Annotated in this window: 27 protein-coding genes and 1 pseudogene; 17 read left to right on the forward strand and 11 right to left on the reverse strand. The window is 71.4% G+C overall.

Features of this window, described 5'->3' with window-relative positions; all coding sequences use genetic code 11:
• The first annotated feature begins 133 nt into the window (after nt 1-133).
• The 8 genes from AB0I77_RS25635 (at nt 134) to AB0I77_RS25670 (ending at nt 7,373) form a co-directional block, all read left to right on the forward strand.
• Nucleotides 134-1,351 carry an MFS transporter gene (locus AB0I77_RS25635; RefSeq protein WP_363285015.1) on the forward strand — a complete coding sequence of 406 codons (1,218 nt, stop codon included), beginning with the start codon at nt 134-136 and terminating at the stop codon, nt 1,349-1,351.
• 164 nt (nt 1,352-1,515) lie between these two features.
• On the forward strand, nt 1,516-3,012 hold the full coding sequence (locus tag AB0I77_RS25640; protein WP_363285016.1) for a hypothetical protein: 1,497 nt from the start codon (nt 1,516-1,518) through the stop codon (nt 3,010-3,012).
• Nucleotides 3,009-3,968, forward strand: coding sequence for a lysylphosphatidylglycerol synthase domain-containing protein (locus AB0I77_RS25645; protein WP_363285017.1), 960 nt, complete (start codon nt 3,009-3,011; stop codon nt 3,966-3,968). Before AB0I77_RS25640 ends, AB0I77_RS25645 begins: the two co-directional genes overlap by 4 nt.
• A gap of 89 nt (nt 3,969-4,057) precedes the next feature.
• Nucleotides 4,058-4,912, forward strand: a complete 855-nt coding sequence (prcB, locus tag AB0I77_RS25650; protein WP_363285018.1) for a proteasome subunit beta — start codon at nt 4,058-4,060, stop codon at nt 4,910-4,912.
• 141 nt (nt 4,913-5,053) lie between these two features.
• Complete coding sequence (locus AB0I77_RS25655) at nt 5,054-6,244, forward strand: HoxN/HupN/NixA family nickel/cobalt transporter (protein ID WP_363285019.1); 1,191 nt, start codon at nt 5,054-5,056, stop codon at nt 6,242-6,244.
• 76 nt (nt 6,245-6,320) lie between these two features.
• Entirely contained in the window at nt 6,321-6,455 is a 135-nt protein-coding gene (locus AB0I77_RS25660; protein ID WP_363285020.1) for a hypothetical protein, read from the forward strand.
• 58 nt (nt 6,456-6,513) lie between these two features.
• Complete coding sequence (locus AB0I77_RS25665; protein WP_363285021.1) at nt 6,514-6,771, forward strand: hypothetical protein; 258 nt, start codon at nt 6,514-6,516, stop codon at nt 6,769-6,771.
• Between the two features lie 116 nt (nt 6,772-6,887).
• On the forward strand, nt 6,888-7,373 hold the full coding sequence (locus AB0I77_RS25670; protein WP_363285022.1) for a DUF5709 domain-containing protein: 486 nt from the start codon (nt 6,888-6,890) through the stop codon (nt 7,371-7,373).
• A 9-nt stretch (nt 7,374-7,382) separates the two neighbouring features.
• Here the strand turns inward: AB0I77_RS25670 and sthA are convergent, their stop codons facing one another.
• The 4 genes from sthA to AB0I77_RS25690 all read right to left on the reverse strand — a co-directional run bounded on the left by sthA (nt 7,383) and on the right by AB0I77_RS25690 (nt 11,785).
• Entirely contained in the window at nt 7,383-8,786 is a 1,404-nt protein-coding gene (gene sthA, locus AB0I77_RS25675) for a Si-specific NAD(P)(+) transhydrogenase (RefSeq protein WP_363285023.1), read from the reverse strand.
• A 221-nt stretch (nt 8,787-9,007) separates the two neighbouring features.
• Nucleotides 9,008-9,214 carry a hypothetical protein gene (locus AB0I77_RS25680; RefSeq protein WP_363285024.1) on the reverse strand — a complete coding sequence of 69 codons (207 nt, stop codon included), beginning with the start codon at nt 9,212-9,214 and terminating at the stop codon, nt 9,008-9,010.
• Nucleotides 9,215-9,418: 204 nt separating this feature from the next.
• Nucleotides 9,419-10,528, reverse strand: a complete 1,110-nt coding sequence (locus AB0I77_RS25685) for a PP2C family protein-serine/threonine phosphatase (protein WP_363285025.1) — start codon at nt 10,526-10,528, stop codon at nt 9,419-9,421.
• A 54-nt stretch (nt 10,529-10,582) separates the two neighbouring features.
• Entirely contained in the window at nt 10,583-11,785 is a 1,203-nt protein-coding gene (locus AB0I77_RS25690) for a glycoside hydrolase family 64 protein (RefSeq protein WP_363285026.1), read from the reverse strand.
• 311 nt (nt 11,786-12,096) lie between these two features.
• Between AB0I77_RS25690 and AB0I77_RS25695 the strand changes: the two are divergent.
• Nucleotides 12,097-12,496, forward strand: a pseudogene (locus AB0I77_RS25695) (GNAT family N-acetyltransferase); the annotation flags it as partial.
• A gap of 76 nt (nt 12,497-12,572) precedes the next feature.
• Here AB0I77_RS25695 and AB0I77_RS25700 read toward each other — a convergent pair.
• Nucleotides 12,573-13,460: a Gfo/Idh/MocA family oxidoreductase gene (locus AB0I77_RS25700; RefSeq protein ID WP_363285027.1), complete on the reverse strand. Its 888-nt coding sequence runs from the start codon at nt 13,458-13,460 to the stop codon at nt 12,573-12,575.
• 341 nt (nt 13,461-13,801) lie between these two features.
• On the opposite strand from AB0I77_RS25700, the gene AB0I77_RS25705 reads away from it, so the two are divergent.
• A complete protein-coding gene (locus AB0I77_RS25705; protein WP_363285028.1) occupies nt 13,802-14,659 on the forward strand; it encodes an aldo/keto reductase in 858 nt (285 codons plus the stop codon).
• A 182-nt stretch (nt 14,660-14,841) separates the two neighbouring features.
• Complete coding sequence (locus AB0I77_RS25710) at nt 14,842-15,660, forward strand: SAM-dependent methyltransferase (protein ID WP_363285029.1); 819 nt, start codon at nt 14,842-14,844, stop codon at nt 15,658-15,660.
• A gap of 77 nt (nt 15,661-15,737) precedes the next feature.
• On the opposite strand, the gene AB0I77_RS25715 is transcribed toward AB0I77_RS25710, so the two are convergent.
• Both AB0I77_RS25715 and AB0I77_RS25720 read right to left on the reverse strand, forming a co-directional pair.
• Nucleotides 15,738-16,652: a helix-turn-helix transcriptional regulator gene (locus tag AB0I77_RS25715; RefSeq protein ID WP_363285030.1), complete on the reverse strand. Its 915-nt coding sequence runs from the start codon at nt 16,650-16,652 to the stop codon at nt 15,738-15,740.
• Between the two features lie 100 nt (nt 16,653-16,752).
• Nucleotides 16,753-16,983: a DUF397 domain-containing protein gene (locus AB0I77_RS25720; protein ID WP_363285031.1), complete on the reverse strand. Its 231-nt coding sequence runs from the start codon at nt 16,981-16,983 to the stop codon at nt 16,753-16,755.
• A gap of 337 nt (nt 16,984-17,320) precedes the next feature.
• Between AB0I77_RS25720 and AB0I77_RS25725 the strand changes: the two genes are divergently transcribed.
• The 5 genes from AB0I77_RS25725 to AB0I77_RS25745 all read left to right on the forward strand — a co-directional run bounded on the left by AB0I77_RS25725 (nt 17,321) and on the right by AB0I77_RS25745 (nt 21,353).
• Nucleotides 17,321-17,758, forward strand: coding sequence for an ATP-binding protein (locus AB0I77_RS25725; RefSeq protein WP_363285032.1), 438 nt, complete (start codon nt 17,321-17,323; stop codon nt 17,756-17,758).
• A 23-nt stretch (nt 17,759-17,781) separates the two neighbouring features.
• Nucleotides 17,782-18,327, forward strand: coding sequence for a hypothetical protein (locus tag AB0I77_RS25730; RefSeq protein WP_363285033.1), 546 nt, complete (start codon nt 17,782-17,784; stop codon nt 18,325-18,327).
• Between the two features lie 139 nt (nt 18,328-18,466).
• Nucleotides 18,467-20,236 (forward strand): ABC transporter ATP-binding protein, encoded by a 1,770-nt coding sequence (locus tag AB0I77_RS25735; protein ID WP_363285034.1) that lies wholly within the window; start codon nt 18,467-18,469, stop codon nt 20,234-20,236.
• A gap of 112 nt (nt 20,237-20,348) precedes the next feature.
• Nucleotides 20,349-20,606, forward strand: coding sequence for a DUF5133 domain-containing protein (locus AB0I77_RS25740; RefSeq protein WP_363285035.1), 258 nt, complete (start codon nt 20,349-20,351; stop codon nt 20,604-20,606).
• A gap of 534 nt (nt 20,607-21,140) precedes the next feature.
• Nucleotides 21,141-21,353, forward strand: a complete 213-nt coding sequence (locus AB0I77_RS25745; RefSeq protein ID WP_363285036.1) for a hypothetical protein — start codon at nt 21,141-21,143, stop codon at nt 21,351-21,353.
• Nucleotides 21,354-21,360: 7 nt separating this feature from the next.
• Here AB0I77_RS25745 and tgmB read toward each other — a convergent pair whose 3' ends face one another.
• The 3 genes from tgmB to AB0I77_RS25760 all read right to left on the reverse strand — a co-directional run bounded on the left by tgmB (nt 21,361) and on the right by AB0I77_RS25760 (nt 22,978).
• A complete protein-coding gene (gene tgmB / locus AB0I77_RS25750) occupies nt 21,361-22,344 on the reverse strand; it encodes an ATP-grasp ribosomal peptide maturase (RefSeq protein ID WP_363285037.1) in 984 nt (327 codons plus the stop codon).
• Between the two features lie 16 nt (nt 22,345-22,360).
• A complete protein-coding gene (gene tgmA / locus AB0I77_RS25755; protein ID WP_363285038.1) occupies nt 22,361-22,552 on the reverse strand; it encodes a putative ATP-grasp-modified RiPP in 192 nt (63 codons plus the stop codon).
• A 132-nt stretch (nt 22,553-22,684) separates the two neighbouring features.
• On the reverse strand, nt 22,685-22,978 hold the full coding sequence (locus AB0I77_RS25760; RefSeq protein ID WP_363285039.1) for a YkvA family protein: 294 nt from the start codon (nt 22,976-22,978) through the stop codon (nt 22,685-22,687).
• 270 nt (nt 22,979-23,248) lie between these two features.
• Between AB0I77_RS25760 and AB0I77_RS25765 the strand changes: the two genes are divergently transcribed.
• The gene (locus AB0I77_RS25765) at nt 23,249-24,415 is read left to right on the forward strand and encodes a hypothetical protein (RefSeq protein WP_363285040.1); all 1,167 of its coding nucleotides are present in this window, start codon (nt 23,249-23,251) and stop codon (nt 24,413-24,415) included.
• A 177-nt stretch (nt 24,416-24,592) separates the two neighbouring features.
• On the opposite strand, the gene AB0I77_RS25770 is transcribed toward AB0I77_RS25765, so the two are convergent.
• A complete protein-coding gene (locus tag AB0I77_RS25770) occupies nt 24,593-25,735 on the reverse strand; it encodes a hypothetical protein (RefSeq protein ID WP_363285041.1) in 1,143 nt (380 codons plus the stop codon).
• Nucleotides 25,736-26,288 lie beyond the last annotated feature (553 nt).

Raw genomic sequence — 26,288 nt, forward strand, 5'->3', positions numbered from 1 at the left:
CTCGATCACCTCTTCCAGTACGAGTTGAATCGTACAGCCTTCTATGTTCGACTGCGGTCGTACCAGTGCGACTTTTCTCGTACTGATTCGCTGTTTCTCGTACCGCATCTCGGATGCTCTCGGAGGAGTGCCCATGCCTGCCGCCCGATCCGCCGCTCCGTCCGCCGAAGCGGCGCCCTGGGCCACCCCGTCCCGACGCGCGGTGTGGCTCGCCGCCTGGCCGGTGACCGCGGTGTTCGTGCTCTCCAACACGGCCACCCCGCTGTACGTGCTGTGGCAGGACCGGCTGGGTTTCTCCTCCGGCATGCTGACGCTCGTCTTCGCCTGCTACATCGTCGGCCTGCTCGCCGCGCTGCCGGTGGCGGGTGTGGTCTCCGACCGCCTCGGGCGCAAGCCGGTGCTGCTGCCCGCGCTGGCCCTGGGGGTGGCGGCGAGCGTGCTGTTCGCGACCGCCGACTCCGTGCTCGTGCTGGCGGTGGCACGGCTGCTGAGTGGACTCGCGGTGGGCGCCGTGGTCTCGGCGGGCATGGCGGCCGTCGCCGACGTCGCCGGACCGCACCGCAGGCGGCTCGGTGCGCTGCTCGCTTCCGCGGCGATGGTTCTCGGTGCCGGCACCGGCCCGCTGCTGGCGGGCATCCTCTCCGAAACCGTCCCCGGCCCCACGGTCACCGTGTTCCTGCTGGAGATCGTCCTGCTCGCGCTCGCTGTCCTGGTGGTGTGGCGGATGCCGCTGGGCCGCCCGGCCGGACCGCGCGCCGGAGCGTGGATCCGCGTGCCCTCGGTGCCGCGCGCCCACCGCACCCGCCTCCTGATGGGCATCGCGGTCTTCGCGCCCGGCATCACCTCCACGTCGTTCGTGCTGTCCCTGGGTCCGTCCCTGCTCGCCGACGTGCTCGACACGACCAGCCGGATCGTGGCCGGCGCCACCGCGTTCGTCATGTTCACCACGGCCACCGCCGTCCAGTTCGCCGTGCGGCGGCTGAGCGTGCGCACGATCCTGCTGGCGGGAGCGGCCTCGGTCGTCGCCGCGACGCTCCTCCTGGCGGCGGCCGTCCAGCTCTCCTCGGCACCGCTGCTGGCCGCCGCCGCGATCCTGGCCGGCGCGGGCCAGGGCCTCGGCCAGCTCGGCGGCCTCACGCTGCTCGGTTCGCACGTCCCGGCCGAGCGCCTCGCGGAGGCCAACGCCGCCCTGAACGTGGGCGGGTACGTGCCCGCGGGACTGCTGCCCGTCACGGTCGGCCATCTCGGCGACACGGTGGGCCTGCCCGCGGCGACGACCGCGTTCGCCGCGACGCTCGCGGTCGCGGGGCTGGCGGGTGCGCTGTTCGTGGCCCGCGGCACGGCCGACTGATCGCCCTGCGTCCGCACTTGGCCGTATTCCACCCTGCACACATGTCCGAAGCGGGTTAACTTATCCGTGTTTTGCGTTATCTCGGTATCTCGTCATCGCGTTGTCCCGGGTCCCGCCTGTGAGGTCTTGGAAGCCCTACGACGTGTAGGGGTGAGAGGTGGACGATGGCCCACGACACAAACGCCATGCTCGTCCGCATGCGACGACGCGAACCGGCCACCGTGCCCGGCGCGTCCTGGCGGACGCGCGGCGCGTGGCCGCTCGCGGCAGTGGCCGCTGCCTTCACGCTCGCCCAGCTGGTCCTCGTCCGCCCGGGCATGGGCCTCGGCTGGGACGAGTCGGTGTACGTCAGCCAGGTCGGCACCCAGGCACCGGCGTCCTTCTTCAGCGCGCCCCGCGCCCGGGGCATCTCGCTGCTCGTCGCACCCATCGCGTCCTGGTCGACCTCCACCGAACTGCTGCGCGTCTACCTCGCGCTCCTGTCCGGCCTCGGCCTCTACCTGGCCCTGCGGGTCTGGCGAGGACGGTTCCCGGACGGCGTGCTGGCCCTGGCCGGCGCACTCTTCGCCTCCCTGTGGGTGACGCTGTTCTACGGCCCGCAGGCCATGCCCAACTACTGGGTCGCGATCGGCGGTTTGGTGTGCGTCGGCTGCGTCCTGCGGGTCCGTGCGAACCGCGGTGACCGGGCCGCCCTGTGGGGCGTCGCGGCGGGCGCCGCGCTCATGGCGTGGATGCGGCCCACCGACGCCGTCTACGTCACGCTGCCGCTGCTCGTCCTGGTGGCGGCCTCCCGCTCCTGGCGACTCGCGCTCGCGCTCCTGGCCGGCCTCGCCGCGGGCGCCGGACAGTGGGTGATCGAGGCGTACATCGACTACGGCGGTCTCGGCCAGCGGCTGTCCGACGCCTCCCGCATCCAGGGCGGACTCGGCTGGTACTTCGCCGTCGACGACCAGCTGCGCAGCCTGATCGGCCGGACCCTGTGCCGCCCCTGCACCGGGCCGATGCCCAACCCGGTGGTCTGGGCCTGGTGGTTCGTCCTCCCGCTGCTCGCCGCCGTCGGCCTGGCGGTCGCGCTCCGGGCCCGCCGCCCCCTGCCCACGCTGCTCCCGCTGGCCTGCGCGACGACGGCCGCCGTGCCGTACCTGTTCCTGATCGGATACGCGGCCCCCCGCTTCCTGCTGCCCGCCTACGCGCTACTGGCGATCCCCGTCGCCGACGCGCTGCTCCACCTGGTCACCACGCGGAGCGGCCGGTGGCGTCCGGTGGCGGCGACCCTGATCGCGCTCGGGCTCGCGGGACACCTGGTCGTGCAGTACGCCGTCCTGGACCGCACCGTGGACCGCACCACCGCCGACCGCCGCGACTGGGAGCGCACCGCGACCCACCTGCACCGCCTGGGCGTCCGGTCGCCCTGTCTGCTCACCGGGTACCAGGCCCTTCCGGTCGCGTATTACACCGGCTGCTCCTCGGCCGCGACGACCGGACCCAACGAGAACAGCACCGAGGCGGCCATCCTGCGCACCGCCGACCGGATGCCGACCGCCGCCCTCACCAGGCCGGGCAGCCCGCCACCCGCCTTCGCCCGTGGCTGGGAGGTTCACCGGTCGGCCGGCCCGGACCTGTACCTCGCGCCGTCGGCGCGCGAGGACGGATCACCATGACGTCCGAGCAGGTCACCGTCGCGCCCACCCGAAGACGCGCCTACTGGCACACGGGCGTCCTCCTCGCCGTCGTGGTGGCCGCCGGCTGGCTGGCCCGGCGCCACTGGCCCGTGCTGGAGACCGGCGCTCTCCGGCTCGCCGTGGCCGACCAGGGCTGGCTGCTGGTCGGCGCCGCCGCCGCGGGCCTGACCTGGGCGTGCGCGGCACTCGCCCAGCAGGGCGCGGTGATCCGGCGGCTGCCGCCGGGGCGGCTGGTGGCCACGCAGTTCGCCGCCTGCGCCGCCAACCACGTCCTGCCCGCCGGTCTCGGCGCGGGCGCGGTCAACCTGCGCTTCCTCATGCGCTGCGGCCTGTCGGCCGGCCGTTCGGCGACCGCCGTCGCGGTCAAGGCCACGGCCGGCGGGATCGCGCGGAGCGCTCTGATCGTCGTACTGGCCGCCGCCTGTCCAGGCATCCTGCGCATGCCGCACATCTCCGGTCTCTCGAGTGTCTCCGGTGGTTGGGCGGTCGTCTTCGCCACGGTCCTGTGTGTGGCCCTCCTGCTGGGCATGCGGTGGTGGTCCCGGTGCCGGCCCGCCTTGGCCGCGGTGCTGGCGGACATCAAGGCCATCCATGCGCGACCGCGGCGGGCGGCGGCCCTGTGGGGCGGTTCGCTGGCCTTCGCCGCGCTGCACGCGCTCGTGCTGATCGCCGTCACCCGGGCCGTCGCGCTGCCGCTGGCCCCGGCTCGGGTCGCCCTGCTCTACCTCGCCGCGAGCAGTGCCGCCGTCCTGCTGCCCACCCCGGGCGGCCTCGGCTCCCTCGACGCCGCGCTCGGCCTCGCGCTCGCCTCCGCCGGAGCGCCGGCCGCCGCGGCCGCCTCCGCCGTGCTCGGCTACCGGCTCCTGACCATGTGGCTCCCGTTGGTCCCGGGGCTGCTGGTGCTCGGGGTGCTGATCCGCCGCAAGGCGCTGTGACCCCGACCGGCGTTCCCTGCCCGTGTTTCCCACCGGTGAGCTTCTGGTAGGAGTCCGGTTGTCGGTGACCGGAGGCGAGGGGGAGTGGCATGACGTGGAACGAGCACGGCGGGCGGCTGGGGGAGGAGTTCTTCACTCCGGGCACCTCGTCCTTCTCCGAGTTCCTGGCGGCGCACCGCCCCGAACTGCTGACCACCCGCCGCGTCCTGCCGGACGGCGTGCGGGCCGCGCCCGACCAGGTGCCGCACGGCACCACCGTGCTGGCCCTCGCCTTCCGCGACGGCGTACTGATCGCCGGCGACCGCAGGGCCACGATGGGCAACCTCATCGCCCAGCGCGACCTGGAGAAGGTGCACCCCACGGACGACTACACGGCGGTCGCCTTCGCCGGCACCGTCGGACTCGCCGTGGACATGGTGAAGCTGTACCAGGTCGAGCTGAAGCACTTCGAGAAGATCGAGGGCATCCCCATGACCCTCAACGCGAAGGCCAGGCGCCTGGCCGGCATGATCCGGCAGAACCTCGGCCAGGCCATGCAGGGCCTCGCCGTCGTACCCCTTCTCACCGGCTACGACCCCTCGGCCCCCGAGGGCGAGCGCGGCCGCATCTTCAGCTTCGACGTCGTCGGCGGCCTGTACGAGAAGACGGACTTCCACGCCGAGGGCTCCGGATCCCCGTACGCCCGCAGTGCGTTGAAGAAGCTGTTCCACCCGGGCATGGACCGGCGCGAGGCCGCCCTGGCCGCGCTCCAGGCGCTGTACGACGCGGCCGAGGAGGACTCCGCGACCGGCGGCCCGGACATCAACCGCCGGATCTTCCCCATCGTGTCGGTCATCACCGAGGACGGCTTCGAGCGGCTGCCCGAGCCGGAGACGGAGGAGCTGACCCACGAGATGGTCGAACAGCGCCGCGGCAGGCCGGACGGACCGAACGCGAACGCGTGACACATGCCCCGTGACAGGGGGCTTTCCCCTCTCGTGGCGAAGACCTGCCACGGCCTTTACTGCACATGACTTGCAAGTGCTGGAGGATGGCACGAGGCTGCACAACGCGGCCGTACGACCGAGAGAAGGATCCTCCCGCCGATGACGGCCGCCCCTGATTCCGCTCCGTCCCTCCTCCCCGCCACCGCCCCCGGGAGGGGCTCGGTCTGGCGCCGCGTCCGTGGCTCCATGACGCGGCAGGAGTGGATCAGGGTGGGCGGGATGGCCGCCGTCGTCGTCGCGTTGCACGTGATCGGCTGGTTCACCCTGGTCGCGATCGTCGCGCCGCACCACTACAGCGTCGGCGAGAAGTCCTTCGGGATCGGCATCGGGGTGACCGCGTACACGCTCGGCATGCGGCACGCCTTCGACGCCGACCACATCGCGGCGATCGACAACACCACCCGCAAGTTGATGGGCGAGGGGCAGCGGCCGCTGTCGGTCGGCTTCTGGTTCTCGCTCGGCCACTCCAGCGTCGTCTTCGTCCTGGCGCTGCTGCTGTCGCTCGGCGTGAAGACCCTCGCCGGGCCGGTCCGTGACGACAACTCCCGGCTCCACGACGTCACCGGCCTGATCGGTACGACCGTCTCCGGCACCTTCCTCTACGTCATCGCGGCGATCAACCTGGTCATCCTGGCCGGCATCTGGAAGGTGTTCCGCCAGATGCGTTCCGGCCACTACGACGAGACCGCGCTGGAGGAACAGCTGAACAACCGCGGCTTCATGAACCGCCTCCTCGGCCGCGTCATGAAGTCCATCACCAAGCCCGGCCAGATGTACCCGCTCGGCCTGCTCTTCGGCCTGGGCTTCGACACCGCCACCGAGATCGCCCTGCTCGTCCTGGCCGGCTCGGGCGCCGCCTCCGGCCTGCCCTGGTACGCGATCCTGTGCCTGCCCGTGCTGTTCGCCGCCGGCATGTCGCTGCTCGACACGATCGACGGCACCTTCATGAACTTCGCCTACGGCTGGGCCTTCTCCAGGCCGGTCCGCAAGGTCTACTACAACCTGACCATCACCGGCCTGTCCGTCGCCGTCGCCCTGCTCATCGGCACCGCCGAACTCCTGGGCCTGCTCGCGGAGAAACTCGACCTGCACGGCGCGTTCTGGGACTGGATCGGCGGCCTCGACCTGAACGTCCTCGGGTTCGTCATCGTCGGCCTGTTCTTCGCCACCTGGATCGTCGCCCTGCTGGTGTGGAAGCTCGGCAGGATCGAGGAGAAGTGGACGGCGGGCCTGGCGTCACCGCCCGCCGACCCGGCGAACAGGAACGCCCCGACTGACTGGCGCTGTTGACCACCGCCGCGGGTCTCGCGGGCCAACTCCAGGCCTGGCCGACGACTTGGTCGAGGACTACGTCGAACACTGCCGGATGCACGGCACCTCGTGGACGGAGATCGGAGCGGCGCTCGGAGTCACCCGGCAGGCGGTGCAGCAGCGCTTCCACGCCCCGCACAAGCGCTACGGCCCCGAGACGATGTCCGAGGACCTGCGCTTGCCGATGTAGTTGTTGCGGTGCTGCACCGCCGCCCGTTTGACGTGGACCATCGCTGGAGAGCGCGGGCGTGGCTCCCGCGACCGTTCACCGCGCCGTGGCGTCCCGGCTCACCCTGGGCGCCTCCCAGGCGGACGAGCGGATCGCCTGGACTCCCTACTCCCGCAAGGCCATCGCCCTCGCCGAGGCCCGCTCCGAGCAGGCCGGCGCCGCGCACATCGACTGCGCCGACCTGCTCGTCGGGCTTGCCCGGGTCGGCCGGGGCGTCGCGGCCACCGTCCTGACCGAAGCGGGCTTCGCTCAGGAGGCGGCAGAGGAGCACTCCTGAAGGCCACTTCCGTTCCTCCTTCGACGAGGTTGCGAGGTTGGGCTCGGCGTACCTGGAAACGCGGATCAGGACACCGGAGTGAAGCGAGCCGACGCAGTGCACGAGGGAGGCAGTCCATGGGCAGGGAACCGATGGCGGACGACGCCTACCAGCCCACCCGTACCAACGAGGAGCAGGAGGACGCGGCACCGCTGGACATGCAGGACGCGATCGACGAGCGGACCTACGACGAGACCCTCGCGGAGGGCTACTCCCCGCCGGAGAAGCCCCTAGGAGTCACCAAGCACGGCACCACGGCCGCCGAGCAGCACGACGGCGAGACCCTGGACCAACGGCTCTCCCAGGAAGCCCCCGAGGTGACCGAACCCGCCGGCGACGGGGTCGGCGACACCCCCGAGGGCGAGGGCGAACCGATCGACCCCGAGGCGGGCACGGACCGAGCAGGCCGTCTCGTCGCCCCGGACGAGGGCGCCCACCCCGACACCACCAAGGAGGAGGTCGCCTCCGACGTCGGCATCGACGCGGGAGCCGCCGGCGCCGAGGAGGCCGCCGTGCACGTCGTCGAGGACGACAGGGAACTGCCGGACGGCGAGGGGAGTTGACCGGCGCGCTCAGTCCCCGATCCGGTCGATCAGCCGGAGCTTGTTGGTGGCGTCCAGGGCGGCGACCTTGTAGGACTCCGCGAGGGTCGGGTAGTTGAAGACCGCGTCGACCAGATAGTCGACCGTGCCGCCGCAGCCCATCACGGACTGTCCGATGTGGATGAGCTCGGTGGCGCCGGTGCCGAAGCAGTGCACCCCGAGCAGGGTGCGGTCCTCGGGGGAGACCAGCAGTTTCAGCATGCCGTGCGAGTCGCCCATGATCTGGCCGCGGGCCAGTTCCCGGTAGCGGGAGACGCCGACCTCGAACGGCACGCAGTCGTCGGTGAGTTGGTCCTCGGTCCGCCCCACGAAACTGATCTCGGGGATGGTGTAGATACCGATCGGCTGGAGGTTGTGCATCCGGGCGACGGGCTCCCCGCACGCGTGGTACGCCGCCGCGCGCCCCTGTTCCATCGAGGTCGCGGCCAGCGCCGGGTAACCGATGACGTCGCCGACGGCGTATATGTGCGGGACCTCGGTGCGATAGTGCTCGTCCACCGTGATGCGGCCGCGCCGGTCCGCCGAGAGCCCGGCCTTGCCGAGGTCGAGGTCGTCGGTGAGGCCCTGGCGGCCCGCCGAGTACATCACGGCGTCGGCGGGGATCTTCTTGCCGCTCTCCAGGATGGTGAGCGTGCCCCGGGGGTGCCGCTCGACCGCGGCCACGGTTTCCCCGAAGCGGAAGGTCACGGCCAGGTCCCGCAGGTGGTACTTGAGCGACTCGATCACCTCGACGTCGCACATGTCGAGCATCCCGGCACGCTTCTCGACGACGGTGACCTTGCTGCCGAGCGCGGCGAACATGGACGCGTACTCCATGCCGATGACACCGGCACCGACGATGACCATGGAGCGCGGCACCTGTTCGACGGCGGCCACGTTGTCCGAGTCCATGATCGTCCGGCCGTCGAACTCGACGGTGTCCGGCCGCGCGGGGCGGGTGCCGGTGGCGATGACGATGTGCTCGGCGCTGAGCAGCCGTTCGTGGCCGGTGGTCTCGCGCAGAGCGAGGGTGTGGGCGTCGACGAAGCGGGCGGTGCCGGAGTGCAGGGCGACGTGGTTGCGGGAGAGCTGGCTGCGGATGACGTCGACCTCGCGGCTGACCACGTGCTGGGTGCGGGCGGTCAGGTCGGCGACGGTGATGTCCTCCTTCAGCCGGTAGCTCTGTCCGTACAGGTCGCGCTGGGTGAGACCGGTGAGGTACAGCACCGCCTCACGCAAGGTCTTGGACGGGATGGTCCCGGTGTGGATGGAGACACCGCCGACCATGTCGGGGCGGTCGACGACACCGACCCGGCGGCCCAGCTTGGCCGCGGCGATGGCGGCCTTCTGACCACCCGGACCGGATCCGATGACAAGCATGTCGAAGTCGGGCACCTCAGGAGTCTGGCAGTCCCGAGGGTTCCTTCGGAAGGGCGAACAGGTAACCATCAGTCGCACGGAGCCGCTCGGGTGAACTCCCGGAGCGGCAGTGGTGGTTGTCGCGCCCGGTGCGGACGCCATGGCGGCCACGGCCCGGGCGGAGGGAGTCCACGACGGCAGGCCGCCACTCCCGGACGGGGCGCCCGTCCGGGGCCGGGCCGACGCGGGCCGCTGTCCTAAGGCAGCATCTTGTCGAGGGCCGCCGGGCCCTCCGCCGCCAGCTTGCGCCTGGCCCATTCGAGATTGCGCGGAGTGATGTCCCTGCCCGCGGCGAGCACCAGGTCCTCCGGAGACACTTCGGTGCCGGTACGGGTGTGGAGCAGGGCGTCCGGGGTGACACGGTCCTCGGACGGCCCGGACGCGTCGGGCTGTGACGTCGGCATTGTCTGCTCCTCGGATCCGGATCGTTTCTCGGCCCCGTGTTTTTCACCGGGCCCGATATCACCATTCATCGCGCGGGCGCACCGTGCATCCGGAAGAACCGGGGCGCCCGGCTGAGCCGCCCGTGGCGGTGTAGGTCCGGAGTACCGTCCCGCGACGGAAAGTAACCCTCCCCGGACCTCGCCCTGCGCTCCCCGCCGTGATCGTCAGGGGCTGTCCCGTGCGGTGGGCGCCAGGACGAGCACCGTGACATCGTCATGGAGGGTCCTGCTGTACCGGACGAGGTCCGCCCACACGTGCTGGGCGAGGACGGCCGGCTCGTCGTCGGCGAAGTCCGCGAGCCGCTCGGTGAGGGGATAGAAGCTCCCCGTGTCGTCCCGTGCCTCCCAGACCCCGTCCGAGGCCAGCAGGAGCCGGTCCCCGCGCCGCAGCGGCACCGTGAGCCCGACGGGCGGCCGGGTGCCGGACAGGCCGAGCCCCAACGGGGTGCCGGTCGGGACCTGGAGCTCGACGACCCCGCCCTGGCGCAGCACCACGGGCGGCGGATGCCCGCACGTCACGATCCGTATCGCGTCCGCCTCGGCGGAGAAGTCGAGCAGTACGGCCGTGGCGAACAGCTCGGAGTGCGGCACACCGGCGGAGTCCACCACCAGCCTGCGGTCGAGACGAGCGGCCAGCGACTCGGGATCCCGCTCGTCGAGCACCGCCTCCCGGAAGGCCCCCAGCAGCGCGGCGACCGTCGCGACGGCCGCCAGACCGTGCCCCTGCACGTCGCCCATGACCGCCCGCACACCGCGCGGGCCCGCGCGCACGTCGAAGAAGTCGCCGCCGACCAGCGTGCCGCGCTCGGCCGCCCGGTACAGGCCCGCACACCTCACCGGCCCCACCCGCTCCGGCAGCGGCGGCATGACGGCACGCTGCGCCGCCTCCGCCACAGCACGTTCGGTGACCAGCTGGGCGTCACGACGGCTGCGGACGAACGACACGACCACGCTGAGCGCCGCGACGAAGCAGACGGTGAGCAGATCGGTACTGCCGGGGTCGTTGAGGTGGAAGGCCGGGATGCTCAGCACGGCCACCACCAGACCGCCCAGGGCCGCGGTCGCCACGGGCCCGTACGACAGCACGGCCAGCGGCGGGATGGCACCCAGCAGAAAGCCGATGTCGAGCCGCTCGGGGTCGGCGAGCGTCACCACGCACACACCGGCCAGCAGCGCGACCGGCAGCACCCGCACCCAGCCCGGCGGCGGCGCACCCCGCAGCCAGCTCCGCCGCTCCCGGTCGTGCGGCGACCACCGGCCGCTCTGTTTGCTCACCCCTCTACGCTGCTACGGCGGCCCGGCCCCCGCATGCCGGGGCCGGGTGCCGGGTCAGAAGGGCGTGAGCGTCAGACGTATCCCCGTGGGCGCGGTGTCCTGGATGTACGAGGCGAAGTCGGCCACGTCGTCGAAGGCGAAGCCGTACGCCTTGCCGTCCTCGGTCGCCGCGTGCATCGCCTTGGCGTAGTGGTTGGTGAGGTCGGTCCGGTAGAACGACGCGGCGTCGGTCGTCGGCTGCGCGGGAGCGCTCAGCAGCGTCGAGCGGTTGAAGCCGGCACCGAGGACGGCGGCGACGGGGCCGGTCGTGCCGTCGTTGGGAGCGGCCAGGCTGCCGTCGCAGAAGAGCACGTCCCGGGTGGACGGCCTGGCGAAGGAGACCGACGCGGGCCCGTCGAAGGTGAGCCGCTCGCCGCGGACCCGGCCGGTGAAGGTGCCCGCGTTCGTGGTGACGGTGAGGTCTTGGCCGGTGTACGCGCTCCACACCTCGTCGATGTACGGCGCGAAGTAGTCCGCGGAGAACAGTCCCGCGTCCAGCCCGTGCCCCGGAGCGATGACGCGCGTGTCGTCCACGACGAGCGGCGCGAACTCCTCGACCTGCTTCAGAGCGGCGAAGACGTCCGCACGCCCCGAGGCGCGCAGCGTGCCCGTCGTCTGGTCCTTGGCGCCGGTCAGCCGGATGCTCAGGGGCACGCTGAACATGTCGACCATGGTCGTGTTGCAGAACATGCCCGCCGAGTTGTACGTGAACTCGGCACAGTCGTGCACGACCGGATAGTTGGGGTCCGAGGTCACCCAGCCGGCCGGGTACTGGAGCGCGGCGTCGCCGTTGCCGTCCGTGACGGCCTTGAACTTGAGTTTCTCGCCCAGTGACACATAGATCCGGCCGGACATGTAGGGCAGGGACAGCTGAGTCTCGCCGCTGCCGGCCAGACTGATCGCGTAGTCGGTGTAGCCGTCGGCGCCGTTGTCCGACACGGCGATGGGCGCGAGGGCCCCGTCGGGGGTGACCCGGACCTGCCTGCCGTCCTGGTTGCCCACGATGTAGACGTGGACGTTCGCGTTGTCGAAGGACCCGCTGGCGTTGGCGATCGTCAGCGGAAGGGCACCGGCCGCCGCGGTCTCCTTTCCCGCGGCGGAAGTGCCCGCGAGGGCGTGCGGAGCCACCGCGGCGACGGCGGGTGCCGCGACCACGGCCCCGCCGAGGGCGAAGAGGAGCTTGCGACGGCCGAGACTGCGCTGGTGACGTGCTGTCATGTGGGGGGTCTCCCGGGGTACTGGGGCGGGTACGGGATCGGCGCGCGGGCGAGCGAGCGGCCTTTGAGAGCGCTCTCCTTCCGCGCGGCCGGGCCCGATGCTACGGACGGCGACCGGCCCGGCCAACCCCTCCCGCACCAGTCCAAATCCCCTTGACCTGCGGGTATTTGGAGACAGCGGCCAACATCGTGGTCGCTTAACCCGGCTTTAAGGACCTCTTAAGCGGTGCCGAGGGGAATCCGGCCGCCGAAAAGCGATGGACGTCCGTCGCGAAGCCCCCGTCCGTGTGACGCCAGGCCACGCCACGCCGCGAGACCCGCTTCACCGCCGCTCGCGCGGCCGGACACGAACTAGGGGTGGAACGCTTCCTGTACCGGTGGACACAGGAGTGCGGACTGCCCGAGCGGCCCGGCCGCCTGGTCTTCCGCCCCGAACGGGACGACGCGGTGTTCTTCGACGCGCTGCGCCGCATCCCTGGATCTGGCCGCCCAGGAGGACCTGGACTTCTTCCACTGGTGCCCGGCGCCGCGGGAGTGGTGGCAGGTCGCGCACGCTCCGCGGGGAGATCCGGTGGGCATCCACATCCTGGCGCACCATCCGTCGGGACCCTGCGTCGGCTTCATCGGGGTGCTGCCGGAACAGCGCGGACACGGCTACGCCTACGACCTGCTGACCGAGTGCACCCACTTCCTGGTCGACTGGGGCGCGGAGTCGTAGAGGAACGCCTCAACTTCCAGCCCCGCCGCATCGGCTGAGAGCCCGGTGGAGCGACGAGCCGGTCGGTCGATCAGCCGGTCTCGCCGCCGAGCATGCCTTCCGCCGTGGCGAGGACCTCGGTGACCCGCAGGGCGAACGCGGCGTCGCACGGATGCGGGCGGCCGGTGCGGGCGGCGCCGAGCAGGGCGTCCGCGGCCCGGGTCAGGGCGGGCAGGACCCCCTCGGAGCTCTCCGGAAGGAGCGTCACCCCCGCCTCGCCCCGCAGCTCGACCGCTGCTCCCGCCGCCGCGGGCGGTGCCGTCAGGCTCAGCGTCAGCGTGCTCGACGCGCCGCCGGCGTGGTCGAGGACGAGGTGCACCGTGTCACCAGGGCCGGGCGCTGCCGCGGCCACCCGCCGGACGTCACCGAGTACCGGCAGCAGCACGGACAGGGCATGCGGACCGACGTCCCACAGGGCGCCCTTCTCGCGCCGCCACGGCGAGTCGGCGAACGGGCTGTCACCGGAGAACACCGACCCCAGCCACTGCGCCCGCGCGGTGAACCAGCCCTCCGTGCTCGCCTGTTCGGTGATCCACGCCTCGGTCTCGGTCAGGAAGCGGCTGGTGAAGAAGACGACGGAGGCGACGCCGGCCTCCTGGGCCGCTTCCACCACGGCACGCCCCTCGTCGACCGTTATGGCCAGGGGCTTGTCCAGCAGCAGATGGCACCCCGCCCGCGCGGCCCGCACCGCGAGCTCGGCCTGCACCACCGGAGGCAGCGCGACGGCGACGGCGTCCACGTCGGCGAGCAGCGCGTCCACATCGTCGTAGGCACGAGTGTCGTGCAGGCCGGCCAGTTCCTTCGCCGCGTCCGGGCGGCGGCCCCACACACCGACGAAGTCCAGCTCGTCGTGTGCGGCGAGGGCGGGGGCGTGGGCCATCCGGGCCCAGGGGCCGGTGCCGAGCAGTCCGATGCGCATGCCGTCGCCTCTCCATGCCGTGGAACTTCCTGACGACCGATGCCGGGTGGCCGGCCGGTCGAGCCAGAGCGTTTCACACCGACGGGGCGGTTGCGAAGCCTGTGCCGGTGCGCGGACGCGGCACGTCAGGTGGCAGGCACCGGGCCGCCCTGCGGTGGCACGCGCACACCGCGGCGGAAGCCGGGATTCAGCGGCCCGGCTGCTGAATGCGTTCTCATTCTTCTATTGGACCTCCGGGGCGCGGGCAGCGAGGCTGGAGAGCGTCCGGTGCCGTCGTGAACCCTGTCCGGCGCATCGGACGCCATCGGTACCGCGCGACAGCCGAAAGAGGTCACGACCCCATGCACACTCGCCGCATCGGTGACATCGAAGTCAGCGCGATCGGCCTGGGCGCCATGCCCATGTCCATCGAGGGGCGACCGGACGAGGAGCGGTCCCTCGCCGCCGTCCACGCCGCGCTCGACGCCGGCGTGACACTGATCGACACCGCGGACGCCTACCACTCGGGCGCGGACGAGGTCGGCCACAACGAGACCCTGATCGCCAAGGCCCTCGCCTCCCACGACCGGGGCGGGGACGTCCTGATCGCCACCAAGGGCGGCCATCTGCGCCCCGGAGACGGCAGCTGGACGCTGGACGGCAGCCCCCGCCACCTCAAGAACGCCTGCGAGGCCTCCCTGCGCCGGCTCGGCGTGGAGGCCATCGGCCTCTACCAGTTCCACCGCCCCGACCCGAGCGTGCCGTACGCGGAGTCCGTCGGCGCGATCCGCGATCTCCTCGACGAGGGGAAGATCCGCATGGCGGGGATCTCCAACGCCGACCCGGCGCAGATCAGGCAGGCGAACGAGATCCTCGGCGGCCGGCTGGTCTCCGTGCAGAACCAGTTCTCCCCGGCCTTCCGCTCCAGCGAGCCCGAACTGCGCCTGTGCGACGAACTCGGCATCGCCTTCCTGCCCTGGAGCCCCCTCGGCGGCATCTCCCGGGCCGGCGAACTGGGCTCCGCCCACGCCCCGTTCGCCCGGATCGCCGAGGCCCACGGGGTGAGCCCGCAGCGCGTGTGCCTGGCCTGGATGCTCGCCAAGTCGCCGGTGGTCGTGCCGATCCCGGGCGCGAGCCGGCCGGAGACGATCCGCGACTCGGCCGCCGCCGTGGACCTCGTCCTCACCGCGGACGAACTCGCGGCACTGGACGCCGTCTGACAGACAACGGACCGGGGGCGCCCGCCCGGGCGGCGCGCCCCGGCCAACCACCGTCACCCCCGCTCACCTCGCGTTCATTCGCGGCCGAATCGCAGGTGGACTGGCACCGGCAAACGTCCGGTCCCTAGGATGGACTCCCTGTCCTGCCAGTCCAGTTGGCGCGGCACGAAGCTGGGGGAAAGATGGATACCGGTAAGCAGCTGTCCACGTCGATCGACGCCACGGTGCCCACCGCCGCGCGGATGTACGACCACTATCTGGGCGGCAAGGACAACTACGCGGCCGACCGGGCGGCATGCGAGGAACTCGACAAGGTCGTTCCCAGCACGCGGGTGCTGGCCGTGAACAACCGGCGCTTCCTCCAGCGGGTCGTCAAGACGCTCGCGCAGGACTACGGAATCCGGCAGTTCCTCGACCACGGCTCAGGCCTGCCCACCCAGGACAACGTCCACCAGGTCGCCCAGCGCATCGACCCGACCTCGCACGTGATCTACGTCGACAACGACCCGATGGTGCTGGTCCACGGCCGGGCCCTGCTGGAGCAGGACGAGCGCACCGCGGTCATCCACGCGGACATGCGGGAGACCGAGGCGATCTTCTCGCACCCGGACACCGAGCGGCTGATCGACTTCACCCAGCCCGTCGCCGTCCTCTTCAACTCGGTGATGCACTGCATCCCCGACAGCGAGACGGACGGGCCCCTCGCGGTGGTCCACCGCGTGGCCGAACGGCTGGTGCCCGGCAGCTTCATGGTGATGTGCCAGCTGGTCAGCGAGGAAGCCGAGGTCCGGGAGTTCGTCACCGACTTCATGGACAAGGCGACCCAGGGGCACTGGGGCCGGGTGCGGCAGGAGAAGGACGTCGCCGAGTGGTTCGAGGGTCTGGAGATCCTCGAACCGGGCCTGGTGGAGGTCTCCACCTGGCGACCCGATTCCGAGGTGGCGCCCCGTCAGCTCACCCATGAATGGATCGAGTTCGGGGGCGTCGCCCGCATCCCCTAGGGAAACGCCCCCGCCACAAACAGTGCCGCCCCTTGCCCGGGCCTCAGCGGTCCGGCAAGGGGCGGGCGTTCGCCGTCTCACGCGCCGTAGCGCTGCTCCATCGTCTCGCGCAGCATCCGCAGGGAGTCGCGCGGTTCGAGCGCTTCGTCGGCCAGCCGGTCCAGGGCGAGCCGGTACTCCTCCGTCTCGTCGCGGTCCTCGAGGAAGTTGGCGCTCTTGATGTGCTCCAGGTAGACCACGTCGGGCAGGTCGCCACCGAAGCGGAGATAGGTGACCGGGATGGACGGCGCCGAGGCGTTCGTCACGTCCAGTGGCACGATCTGCACGGTCACGTGGGGGCGCCCGGCCATCTCGATGAGGTGCTCGAGCTGCTCCCGCATGACGTCACGGCTGCCGAGGACGCGCAGCAAAGCCGACTCGTCGATGATCGCCCACAGTTTCGGAGCGTCATCGCGCTCGAGTAACCGCGCCCTGCGCGTGCGCAGTTCGACGCGGCGGTGGACCTCGCCCGAAGCCGCGGCGGGCAGACCGCGCTCCACCACCGCCCGGGTGTAGTCCGGGGTCTGCAACAGGCCGGGCACGTGCTGGATCTCGAAGGTACGGATCGCGACGGCCGCCTCCTGAAGACCGACCAGCCGGTCGAACCACTCGGGCATCAACCGCTTGTCGTATCGCTGCCACCATCCCGGCTCACCGGCGCGCCGCAGCAACTTGAGGAGCACCGAGGCCTCGTACTCGTCGGTGCCGTACAGCCCCAGCAGGGCGCGGACATCGCTCTCCGCCGGGGGCCTGCGGCCCTTGCCCGACTCGATGCGGGACAGCTTCGCCGCACTGAACCCGAGCTCCCGCGCCGCCTGGTCCTGGGCGAGACCGGCGTCCTCGCGGAACCCCGCAAGCTGCACGCCGACGAGCATCTTCAGCAGGGTGGGGGCCGGTTCGGGCCGGTCCAGATACGGCTGAAGACGGGAGATGCGATGCGACTCGGCGGACATCCTGACTCCCAGTAAAACCGGCACAGAGACGCCTTACATTATCGCACTGAACCGTGTCGCACCGCATCCATCCGCACACGCAGGGGAGTTGATCACCGGCTCACAGCAGGTGGTCGAACTCGCCCTCCTTGGCACCGGCGACGAACGCCGCCACCTCGGCCGGCGTGTAGACGAGTGCGGGACCCTCGGGATCACGGGAGTTGCGCACCGCGATGTCCCCGCCGTCCAGAGTGGCCACTTCGACACAGTTGCCCTCGGCGTTGCTGTGCCGGCTCTTGATCCAGCGGACGTCCAACGAACTCGCCCGCACTCCGTTCCGCACTGGTGGCACCGCAGTCTCCTCGCTGTTCACGTTCCTCGCCGGATGCTGACCCGGCCTACGGGAAGGGACGGGCCGGATTTCTTCGGCCCCTCCCGCCCCACTCATCTTCGTGCAATTTCTCGTGCAATTGCACGCGAGCGCTTTCAGCGTGGATAATAGCTCCGGCGTCAACCCCCCCGGTCGGCGCCCCCTCTTGACGTCGCATCAGGGAGATGCCGTGTCATCACCTGCGAACCACGTGCTCCGGCAGCCGGGTCAGGCTGTGTCCGAGGCAGGGGGAGCGGGCCTGACCGGCGAGCTCCCGCCGCGATCGGCGGACGCGAGTGACCAACGGACCCTGAGGCCGGTGCACCCGGGCGACGGCGCGCACTCCGCCGTGCTGCGCATCAGCTGCGGCAGGGAAGGGTTCGCCCTGGCCCGGGCCTTCACCCGGTCCACACTGAACCGCTGGTCGCTCGACCGCCACAGCGACGACGCCGTGCTCGTGATCACCGAACTCGCCGCCAACGCCGTCGCGCACGGGGTGCCCAGGGCCGCCGCGAGCGAGGCGAACGTGTGGCTGGGGATCCTGCTCGACCCCGCCCATGTGCTGCTCACCGTCTCCGATCCGGGCGACGCCCCACCCAAGTACACGGCCGCCGACGACTCCGCCCTGCACGAGCACGGCCGTGGCCTGTGCATCGTCGACGCCTTGGCCGAGGAGTGGGGCTGGACCCTGAATCCCCCGGCCGGCAAGACCGTCTGGGCCAGGTTGCCGACCTGCCCTCCCTCCCTTCTGACATGACCGCCGCGGAAAGGCCTCACGCCATGCGCACCGCTCCGACACACCAGCAGAGCAACGAGCGCGCAGATCGCCACCAGCCGGCAGGCGGGGTGGCCAGGACCACGCCCCTGATGTCCCTGGACCGGGTGCCGTGGCGCGACATCCAGGACTCCACCGGCTGCGCGGCCGCCATTCCCCTGCTCCTCAACGGCGTCGCCTGGGGCGACGCCGAAACCTCCCGAGCCGCACTCGGCGACCTGCGCAGGCGCATCTGCCAGTACGGCTTCGTCGTGGAGCAGGCGACGGCCGCCACGGTTCCCTTCCTCTGGGAGCTCGCCCAGCTGCCCCACGTGACCTGCCGCGCGGAGATCATCCAGTTGCTCAAGAGCATCGCCGACGCCCGGCAGTGGGAGAGCACGGCCGCCGTCTACCCCAAGCTGCTCAACCACCGCGAGAACCACGTGGTGTGGGAGCGCAAGGCGCGGCAGGCCGTCCGCGACCGGCGCGGCGCCCTGCGGCGGCTGATGGCCGACGACGACACCGAGATCGCCCACGCCACCAGGGAACTCGCCCGCACTCTGGGCGAATAGGGCCCACCGGCCCCGTACGGCGACTCACTCGGCGAACCGAACCCCACCCCAAGGCCCTCCCGGCTGCCCGGTGTACTCCTGGCGGACCAGGGAAGAAAGCGCTTGCCCTGCATACGGCAACTGGGGAGGACCACCGCCGATGGCGCCGACGCCGCAGAGACCACTCGACCATCGCTACCGAGGCGAACACCCGATACGCACGCTCGCCTACCTACTGCGCGACGACCGCCACCGCGTCGCCGGGGCGGTCGGCGTCTTCACGGTCAAGCACAGCCCCATTTGGCTGCTGCCGCTGATCACCGCGTCGATCATCGACACCGTCGTCGAGCACCAGCCGATCTCCCGGCTGTGGACGAGTACCGGGATCATCCTGTTCATCCTCCTCGTCAACTACCCGCTGCACCTCCTCTACGTACGCCTCCTGTACGGCAGCGTGCGCCGCATGGGCACCGCCCTGCGGTCCGCGCTGTGCACGCGCATGCAGCAGCTGTCCATCGGCTACCACTCCCGCGTCAGCGCCGGCGTGTTGCAGGCCAAGGTGGTGCGCGACGTCGAGACCGTCGAACAGATGGTGCAGCAGACCGCGGAGACCGGACTCGGGGCGATCACCGTGCTCGTCGGCGGTCTGGTCATCATCGCGATCCGCACACCGGAGTTCGTGCCCGTCTTCCTCGTCGTCGTCCCCGCCGCGGCCCTCGTCGTCGCCCGGCTCAGGTCCCGGCTGCGCAGCCACAACGAGCACTTCCGGCATGAGGTGGAGACCCTGTCCTCCCGGGTGACGGAGATGACCCGTCTCATCCCGGTCACCCGCGCCCACGGCCTGGAGGGCAAGGCGCTGCGCCGCATGGACGGCACCCTGCGCCGGCTGCTGACCTCCGGGATGCGCCTCGACCTCGTCAACGGCCGGTTCGGCTCGCTGGCCTGGGTGGTCCTCAACGTGGTCGGCGTGCTGGTGCTGGCCGGCGCCGCGCTGGTCTCGTACTACGGCGTCTGGGGCGTCACCCCGGGCGACGTCGTCATGCTCAGCGCCTTCCTGACCACGCTCACCAACTCCACGACAACGTTGGCAGGGCTCGCCCCCGTCATCACCAAGGGCCTGGAATCCGTCCGTTCGGTCGGCGAAGTCCTCCAGGCCCCCGAACTGGAGGACAACGAGGGCAAGTCCGAGCTCACCGCCCTGCGCGGTGCCGTCTCCTTCGAAGGTGTCGGCCACGTGTACGAGGACGGCGACCGGCCCGCCGTACGCGACTTCACCCTGTCCGTGACACCGGGCGAGACGGTCGCACTCGTCGGCGCGTCCGGCGCGGGCAAGTCCACGGTCCTCAACCTCGTCATCGGCTTCATCCGCCCGACCTCCGGCCGGCTGCTGCTCGACGGGACCGACATGAACACCCTCGACCTGCGCACCTACCGGCGCTTCGTCTCGGTGGTGCCGCAGGAGTCGATCCTCTTCGACGGCACCATCCGCGAGAACGTCGCCTACGGCATGGACGACGCCGACGAGGAGACGGTGCGCTCCGCTCTGCGCGACGCCAATGCGCTGGAGTTCGTCGAGCGGCTGCCGCAGGGCCTCGACACCCTGGTCGGCGAGCGCGGGGCCAGACTCTCCGGCGGGCAGCGGCAGCGCCTCGCCATCGCCCGCGCCCTGATCCGCGACCCCCGGGTGCTGGTCCTGGACGAGGCGACCTCGGCCCTCGACACCCAGTCGGAGGCGCTCGTGCAGCAGGCGCTGGCCCGGCTGCTGCACGGACGCACCACGTTCGTGGTGGCGCACCGGCTGTCCACCGTGCGCGGCGCGGACCGCATCGTGGTGCTGGGGGACGGCCGGATCCAGGAGATCGGGACGCACGAGGAACTCATGCGCCGGGGCGGGGCGTACACGGCCCTGCACAGCGGACAGGTCGCCTGACGGCCAGGCGGAAAGTAACGGAATCGCGCCAATTGCGCGCCGGGGAGCGACGAAGGCGAATGATCCGCCGCCGTTCGGGCATACGCAGCGAAACTCGAGAGAGGGGCTCTACGTGCTCGTTCCGGACCCGAAGGCCGTCAGGAAACTGCTGACCCGATACGCATCACTGCGGATCGCTCAGGCGGAGAGGAGGAGGCAGACGACGGCACGCGAACTGGAGGATGTCAGCTACACGCTGTGCGTGATGACGGGCACGACCGACATCCACGAGGCGGTCGCCAAGGCGGACGCCCTGCTCCTCGCCGCCGGCCGCCCGGCACCCGCGCCGACGGACACGGACGAGGAAGAGGGCTTGCAGCTCGCGGTATGACACCGCACCGCCCCAGGGTGTGCCGCGCCTAGGGACGCGCTATCGGGACGACGGCTGAAGGTGTGCTCGCTCATCCCCGAGCGCGCCGCCGTCGCCGCCAGGGGCGAGCTTCGCGGTACGGGCGGGTACTCGTGCACGATGAACCGCGCGTGCCCGCCCCGGCGGTCTGGCGCAGCGGCGCCACCACGTCGGCGGAAGGCGGCCCGGCCACCTCGGAACAGCCCGGCACGATGATGGTGTCCGCGTCCGCCGCTGTGTGATCACGCGCGGTATTCATGGGATGGGCCGGACCCGTCACCGTCGCGGCCGGCATGTTCCCGCCCGCCGCCCGCCGCTTCGTCGAGCGCGACAGCACCGTCCAACTTGCCATGTTCACACGCCTGTTCAACCTGCTGTGGGGACGACCGTCACCGCGAGTGGACCCGTGGGTGACGTCAAGTCCCCCGCCGGAATGCGTCCTGCGATGTCCGGGGCGCCTAGACTCGTCAGCTGTGCCCATGTGTGTGGGCAGTCATACGAAAGGCGAGTTGACGGGTGTTCCAGGATTCCCCCATCTACGACCGACTCGTCGCGGAGCGCGGCGACGTCCCCACTCACGCCCGCAAGGAGGCCGAGCGGGTGATCCGGGAACTGGAGTACGTCATGCGACCACTGCAGTCCTACGGCGCCTCCCTCCCCACCGAACGTCCGGCCTCCCCGGGCGCCGGCTGGCAGCGGGCGGCCCTGCCCGGACCCAGACCGCACTGACCCGGCGTCAGCGCACCGTCGTATCAGCATCCTTGACGTCGGCCCCTCGCTCAGGACCGGGACGGGCCAGCCACTCGGCGACGCTGAGCGCGATCGGCTGACCCGTGTCCACCTCGACGAAACCGAACTGCCCCGACTGGTTGCACTCCAGAAACCACCAGGTGCCGTCCGCGTCCTCGGCGAAGTCGAAGGCGCCGTAGGCCAGTTCGGCGTCACGGACGTATGCCTGGATGGCCGTGGCGAGGCGTGGCGGGACATCGGTGGCGCGCCAGAGCGAGGCGCTCGGCGTGAAGCGGACGTCGACCTCCTCGGGGTCCGCGTCGTCGGCGACCGCCTTGCGGGCGGCCAGCATCCGCTCGCCCACGACGGTGAGGCGGATGTCGGCCCGCTTGGCGACCCGCCGTTGCAGCAGCGTGGGACCGAAGGCGACGGCGGAGAAGTCGGTGTCCGGGGCGACGCGGCTGGTCGGCACCGCCCTGGGCGGATCCTGTGGATGCGCGCCGGAGACCGGCTTCACCACCAGGTCCGGGTAGCGATCCGCGAACTCGCGGGCCGCCTGCGGGAACGTGGTGATGACAGTGGCCGGCACCGGCAGGCCGCAGCGCTGGGCCAGACGCAGTTGATAGGGCTTGTGACGGGCCCGGCGGGCCGCGTCGGGATGGTTCATCCAGCGCGCGTCACAGCCGCGGAGCATGCCGTAGAGCGCCTGCGAGGCCTCCTCGGTCAGCCAGGCTGACGGCTCGGCCGCCCGGGCGGCCGGGATCCCGGGCCGGCGCACCCAGACGGAGCGCAGCCCGCCGATGCTCACCAGGCGGCCCGCGGACGAGAGATGCCCGCGGAACGCACCGTGCACATACTCGCCGGACAGCGCGACACCGCCGGTCAGATCGGCGGGGTCGAACCGGACCACCGGGATCCCGGTTGCGTTGAGGTGCACGATCACCATGTCGGCGGTCACGTCCTCTTCGCAGGTCAGAATCAACACGGTCATCGTCGACGGCCCGTGTTCAGTCGTCGAAGTGTGTCTTGGAGCCCGCGGTGGATGTCGTGGTCCCCAGTTTCCTCATCAGGTCGTGGTCACAGGCGGCGATCCGCCCGTCCAGGAGCACGTTCAACTGCAGTCCGGAGTCGTAGACATACGGAGTGGTGGTCTCCAACTCCGCTGCCGGACGTGCGTAGTTGAGCGCGAACGGTTGCATCGTCTCTCCCTCACCGGTGTTGCTCGATCACGCGACGCCCCACCCCGCGGCGTCGCTCGGTCCGCCGACTTCCTTCGGCTTCCAGAGACTTATACGAATCGAACGGGTGAATGGTTTCCTTACGTTGTGTAGTCAGGGCCGGCGTGGTGCCTCGTGATCGCGTTCGCCGGGAGAGGTGCGCAAGGTGCGCAACGCCAGAAGCAGTACGCCGATGTCGTCCAGGTAGACCGGGTCGGGCAGCAGGTCGGTCGGCAGTACGAAGTACAGCAGGGCACCCCAGAAGACCCAGCGCGGCCCCGCCGGAAGTCCCGCACGCCGTAGGCTGCGCCGGGCCCGCACCAGCCGTACCAGCAGGACGACGGCGACGGTCAGGGCGAGTGCCGCGAGGAGCGCGGCGACGACGATCACTGCTGTGGTCGGATCCACGGGCGGCCTCCTGGTCCCCGGCGTGCCGCGCTGCGGGCCCGCCATGAGTCGGATTCCCGGTTATGGCGCCCGTATGGCCTGCCGAACGTGTGTCAGCACGCGCAGAGGGACGGTCGGTCCGGTGGCTGACGGCCTGTCGAGCCGCGTTCACACCTGTGGGTCACCCGGGTGGCAGGCCGCAGCCAGGCGGCCTAGTAATGGTCACCGTAACGTCGCGTGTCGCATTTCGGGGGCGCCAAGAGCAGACGAACTCTTCCTCTGGAGCAGAGCATGAGCACCGGCCCTACATCAGCCCACTCGAACGAAGCCGCCATACCCTCGACCGGATCGACCGGCGCCGACGACCGGGCCGAGTCGGAGTACGCCGACATCGAGCGCTCCGACGTCGAGCACGTCGAGCACGTCGAGCACGCCGACGTCGAACACGCCGACTCCGAGACCTCCGAGTACGGCGATCCGGTCGGCGAACTGGTGCGTGCGGCCGTGTCCGACCGGCCGCTCGAGGACATCGCCCACCTCATCACGCTGCTGGAACAGTCACCCGAGTACGCCGAGGCCACGGTCGCCGCCCTCCGCGCGGTCGGTGTGGGCCGGTCCGTGGAGGACGTCACCCGGCTGGTCGCCCTGTTGACCCGGCCGCCGCGCGACGCCGCCAGCGCGGACGAGGCGATCCGTGCCGCTGCCGAAAGCCGCCCGGTGGCGGAGGTGACCCGGCTGCTGGCACTGCTGCACCGGACCCCGCTGGAACCCCACTGCGGCGAGGAGGCGGTACGGGCCGCTGCCGCGGGCCGGCCCGTGGAAGAACTCGTGGACCTGATCGGCCGGTTGGCCGACGAGCAGCGGCGGACACGCGCGGAACCGCCGCAGCGGGAGCCGGCGCCGCAGCCGGCGGAGGCCGCGGAGGGCCTGGATACGCACAGTGGTCCGGTCGGGCTCGTCGAGGCTCCCTCCCGGGGCCTGCGTCGGACGGGCCGCCCCGTCTACCGTCGGCAGTACCGGGCGCCGGATCCGGCGACGATGCCGGTAGCGCGGCCGGTTCGGTTCGCCGTCCTGGCTCTCGGCGCGTGCGCCGTGCTCAGTTTCCCGCTGGACCGGGACGGAGCGTCCGCCCCGGTCTACGGATTCGCCCTCGCCGTGTCGGCCGTGTGCGCGCTGCTGGCGTTCGCGCTGACCGTACGGCCGAGCGTGCCGATGCTCGCGGCGGCGGTCGTGGTGCCGGCGGCGCCGGCCGCGGGCCAGTTGTTCGAGGGCAGGGTGGACTCGGCCGAACTGTCCCGGGTGTTGGACCTCCCCCTGGCCCCTGCCTGGCTCGCCGGTACGGCCGCCGTGTGCGCGTCCCTGGTGGCGTTGACGGCCCTGGTCGCCTGCCTGGCGGTACAGCCGCCGCGCCGCCCGACGCCACGGCCGATGGCCGAGGCGCAGCGAGTGCGGGACTGACCCGGCACCGCGCTCTTCGTCCACCCGCCCTGGTCACCGACAGCCCCGCTGATCACCCGACGGAACGAGAGCATCCACTACCTCGACCTCGTCAGGGAGCTGTGCACCGCCCGCGCCCGTAGGCGGCAGGCCGCCTTACCTTGGTGCGCGCCGCGACCGGGCGCGCACGCTTCTCGGCTAGTGCTCGGAGGGATCCGGTCCGCGTTCGTCCTGTGTGTCGGGCGCGGGGCGGCGCGCCTTGGCCGTGCTCTTGAGGCGTTCCAGCGTGCGGGTGAGCTGCTGGAACGGGGACGTGGGGTGCGCGGCGGGCGGATGTGGCGGCTCGGAGACCGCGGCCGCGGACTCGCGGTACGCGGCCAGCGCCTCGTGGGCCCGTTCGGCGGCCTCCCGGTACAGGTCCCGGGACTTCGTCATGGCGTCGAGCGCCTCGGCGTACATGGTCACGAGCTTGCGCTCGCGGGCGAGCTCCTCTTCGAGGGTCAGCAGCTGCCACTGCTCGCGCAGCGCGGTGAGGGCGTCGACGGCACCGTCCGGCAGCGGTCTGGGCGAGGTGGCGAACCGGGTCAGGGCGTCGATCAGTTCGGAGGGCTCCGAGCCGTCGAGGAAGACACTGCGTACGGAGAAGTCGTCCCCGGTGTAGTCGGGCGGGGCCGGAGTTCCGGGCAGGACCACGGCGCCGCCCCGGGGCACCTGCACGCCGATCTCGCGCAGGGCCCAGTTCACGGCGCGCAGCTGGTGCGGTGCGGCGCGGTGCTCCACCACGCGGTGCCGCAGACTCTCCGGCAGCAGCCGGGCCAGCGGCAGACGGCCGCGTTCGTCCGGCGTCATCGCCTCGTGGACCACGACGTTGACGGCCCAGCTGCCGCGCACGGCGTCCCGGAGCACGCGCCGCATGGCCTTGTCGTCGGCGGGGAGGTGGTTGACGTCCCGGAAGCGCAGGCCGGTGGCGGCGTCGTGGTCCCAGCCGGTATCCGCCGCGTCGGGCCAGAACACGGTGGCGGGGGAGGGCCACCGCTGGTCCCACGGACTTTCCGCCTCCGCCGTCAGCACCCATTCGTGCCCGCCGCCCGAGTCGGCCGCGATCGTGAGCCGGGCCCGCACGGTCACCCCCTCCGAGACCCGCCAGCGGGCTTCGAAGAGCGGCTCCCGGCCGCCCTCGGTCTCGGTCTCGGGTTCGAGGTGGTCGTCGATGGTCCCGGCGTCCTTGAGGTGCTGAAGACGGCGCCGGATGACGTCCTGCGGATCGGGTCCGATGTGGCGGCCACGGGCCAGCCACACCGTGGGGGGAAGCGTGGGACGGACGGTGCGGGAGGTCGGCATGAGTCCAACTGGAAGCAGGGGCACGTGCGAGTACCAGTATCGCCGCCGTTCCTCGCCGCCGATCACGTGGGGTACCCGTAGTCGGTCGGCCGGGTGCGCGCTTGCTCCCCGCACCGCCAGGCCCCATCTGCGAGGACGTGGATCGTCCGAGATCGTGGGCAGGAGCACTCCGGACCACCTGGCTTCACGACAAGGAGTGACCTGGCCGACTGGACAAGAGCGTCGACCAGTTGCGGACCGAGGTGCCGGACGGGGAGTTCGTGGCCGTCGCGGTGGACCTCGGCACCGAGGAGGGCGCGGCCCGGGCCGTCGACGGCGGATACGTCGACTCCATCCTCCCGTAGCCCGTCCGGCGGCCCGCCGCACACGGGGTGTGCGACGGGCGCCCCGGACAGCGGGCGTTCACTCGTACCACGCGCGCGGCGGGACCACCACAATGGCTCACCGAACAGGGCCCGCCCACCATCCGCATTGGGGCGGGCCCTGTTCGCCGTACTGCGAACGAATCCAAGAGCATGACCCACGCGACGTTCTTCGTCCTGACCGTCGCCGT

Source organism: Streptomyces sp. NPDC050619 (genome assembly GCF_040654815.1).
Taxonomy (GTDB): domain Bacteria; phylum Actinomycetota; class Actinomycetes; order Streptomycetales; family Streptomycetaceae; genus Streptomyces.